1 protein-coding gene is annotated in these 2086 nt (G+C 45.1%); it reads left to right on the top strand.

The features are described 5' to 3' along the window. On the top strand, nucleotides 1-2086 hold a 2086-nt coding region (locus FC091_RS15255; protein ID WP_317128747.1), incomplete at both ends, for a PPC domain-containing protein.

Raw genomic sequence — 2086 nt, forward strand, 5'->3', positions numbered from 1 at the left:
CAGTAATGGCAGGAACCGTAGTAGCGGGACCATACAACAGTGGTGATACCGTGACCTTAACAGTAGACGCTACGGATGATGCCTGTGATGCGGACCTGGGAGAGTTTACCTTTACCTGTCCAGAGCCAGCACCAGCCAACGATCTATGTGCAGATGCAGAGATGGTAGCATGTGGTGATACCGTTATGGGCGATACCACAGCAGCTACTTCGGATTCGGAGCAGGCATATTGCGGAACTTCAGCACCAAGTGCAACAAACGGTGGAGTATGGTATGCATTTATGGGAGATGGAAGTGATGTGACCTTTGATCTTTCAGGATCGTCTTTCGACACTAAGATTTTTGTATACACAGGAGTATGTGACGACCTAACCTGTTTGGATGGGGATGATGATGGTGGTGATAGTACAACATCGTCAATTACGGTAGAGAGTATGGCAGGTACAACATATTATGTATACGTAAGCGGTTTTGGTTCAAACAGAGGTGCGTACACTATGAGTGTTTCTTGTGAGGCACCTCCCCAAGCACCAGCCAATGATGACTGTTCAGGAGCATTGCCATTAGATTGTGGTGCAACGGTAACGGGCAGTACGGAAGGAGCAACAGCATCAGGATTGGATGCTGAGTGTGACGGTTTTGCCTCTTCAGATGCCTTCGACCTGTTCTATACATTTGAAGCCGATGGCACGAGCAGCTATACGCTAAGCTTGGACGATGCTACAGGCGGCTTCGCCTTTGATGGTGTGATGTTCGTTTATTCAGGGCCATGCGACGATCTTACGAGCCTAGCATGTAGCGATAGTGGCAGTCCAGAGGAAATCACCTTGGATGCACTATCTGCAGGAACCTATACGGTAAGAATATTCGATTATTTCGGAACAGCTGACTTTACGTTGGACCTAACCTGTGAAACGCCAGATCCATGTGCTGGTCCGTTACCACAATTAACGTGGACAGGTACTATGGATACCAATTGGGAAAATACAGGTAACTGGGATAACAACGAGGCACCAGGCTTAATGGTGTTTGCGGATGTGACTATTCCGATGGGAGCACCTAATTACCCAGTGTTAACGGTTGGACAGGATTTATACATTTCCGAATGCTCAACGGTAACTGTAGAAGACGGAGCGTCTTTAGGTGTTAGTCCTAACGTAGAAGTTACCAATGATGGTATTGTAGCCAATGATGGTACGGTAACCTTTGAATCTGATGCAACAGGATCTGCTTACATTGGATCGGGAATGGGCATGTTCATGGGTGATTTCACCGTAGAGCGCTATATTCCTGCAAAAAGAGCCTACCGCCAATTGGGCACACCAGTTACAACGAGTACACCAATATCTGACAACTGGCAGCAGGACACACATATTACAGGACCTGCAGGTAATACAGATGGATTTGATGTAACGTTTACAGGAAACCCTTCGGCGTATATCTTTGATAACATAGGATATGAGTATGTAGAGTTGACTAATACCAATGCTACTAACCTAATACCAGGAACTATGTACCATATTTTAATCAGAGGTGACAGAAACACTGATTTAGGAGATAACGATGCAACACCATCAGAAACGACCTTACATGCTACAGGTGAGCTGACTGCAGAAAATGTAGGCTCACAGATGATTGCTGTAAACGTACCAGAACAACGCTTCATAGCTGTAGGCAATCCATTCCAATCACAGATTGATATGAATACAGTGTTAACAACAGGTTCAACAAATATCAATCCTAATTTCTACTGGGTTTGGGATCCGACGTTAGGTATTAGAGGTGCTTACACGGCTATTATGGCAGCAACAGGAACTGCTTCAACGGCAGGTTCAGATGCGAATCAATATCTACAAGCTGGACAAGCAGGTTGGGTTTATACAGCTGCTGCAGGACAGTCGTCTGTAATATTTGATCAAACCAGTAAGAACAATTCTGGTTTCGAAACCTCGACATTTACAGATAATGGAGGAAGCACAAGTCTAAGTCAATTACGCTTATCGTTGTATGAAAGCAGTGCCTTTGCTAATAACGACACAGCTACTGATGGTGTGTTGATACTGTTTGGCGCAAATGGAAATAATGG

Source organism: Winogradskyella algicola (assembly GCF_005869935.1).
GTDB lineage: Bacteria > Bacteroidota > Bacteroidia > Flavobacteriales > Flavobacteriaceae > Winogradskyella > Winogradskyella algicola.